General features: G+C 49.5%; 1 pseudogene. It reads right to left on the minus strand.

Annotation, left to right across the window (positions count from 1 at the left end):
• Positions 1 to 1,241, minus strand: a pseudogene (locus ACFILY_RS09435) (hypothetical protein); the annotation flags it as partial.

Here is a 1,241-nt window from a genome sequence, read left to right on the forward strand (position 1 = left end):
GTTTCTGCTAAACTTGCTGTAAGCTTAGCACTATCTGCTGTTTCATTCGCTTTGTGGGCTTTATTCCACGCTGCATTCGCTGTGCTTTTTGCCTTTTCCACCTCACTACGCGCTTGCTCCGCATCATGCTTGGCATAACCTGCTGTCTGTTTGGCTTCTTGTGCTATTTTCTCGGCTTCTTCCGCTTTACGCTTCGCCTCTTGTGCTATGCCCTTCACCGCTTCCCCACTCACCTGCCCTGCCGTCTCTCCTGAACGCGCCGCAGACTCTGCTACCGCTTTCGCTTCCAAAGCTACTTTTGTAGCCTCCTCTGCACTCTGTTGGGCTTGATGAGCCGTTGCTGTTGCTGTATCCGCAGCACTCTTGGCTTCTTCTGCTGTGGTCCTCGCTGTATTCGCCACTGTAACAGCGCTTTCTGATGCTACTTTAGCTTCCTTAGCTACGCTTTCTGCTGTTGCTGTCGCTGTCGCTACCGATTGTTTTACTTCCTCCACTAAACCTTTTGCCTCAACAGCTGTCGTTTTACTTTCATTGGCTAACGTTGCTGCCTGATCTGCTACTTTCTTCGCTTCAGCGGCTTGAGACAGTGCTTCTGAAGCATCTTGTTGCGCTGTTGATGTCTCTAACGCCTGTTTTGCTTCTTGCACCATAGTCTTGGCTTCAGAAGCTGTAACTGTCGCATCATCTGCCTTCTTTTCGGCTCTTGCGGCTTTCTCTTCTGCCGTCTCTGCTGTGCTCTTAGCTTCTTGCGATACGACATTAGCCTCCTCTGCTTTATTCTTCGCTTCCACCGCTGTGTCTTTTGCACTATCCGCTAACTGCTTTGCATTATTCGCTAACGTTTCTGCTAAATGCGCTGTCGTCTTAACTTCTTCAACCAATTGTTTGGCTTCACCAGCTTTAGTCTTGGCTTGTGTAGCAACGTCTTCTATTGTTAAAGCCCTCTGCTCTACTCCTTCTGCTGTCCTTTTGGCTCCCTCAGCTGTATTCTTGACATGATCAACCGATTGCTTAAGACCATGAGCTACCGACAGGGCTTTAGACGCCGTTTCTTTTGCATCACCGGCTACCGAAGAGGCTCTATCAGCTGTCATCTTGGCTTCAGAAGCTGTCGTGAGAGCTTGCCCACTGTTCGTTGCTGCTGTTTCTGCAACATTCTTCACCTCGCCCATCACCTGCTTGGCATCATCAAAAGCGCTCTTGGTTTGTTCGGAAAGTGTTTTTGCATCTCCTGCCGTTGC

This window comes from Bartonella sp. CL25QHWL (assembly GCF_042195335.1).
GTDB lineage: Bacteria > Pseudomonadota > Alphaproteobacteria > Rhizobiales > Rhizobiaceae > Bartonella.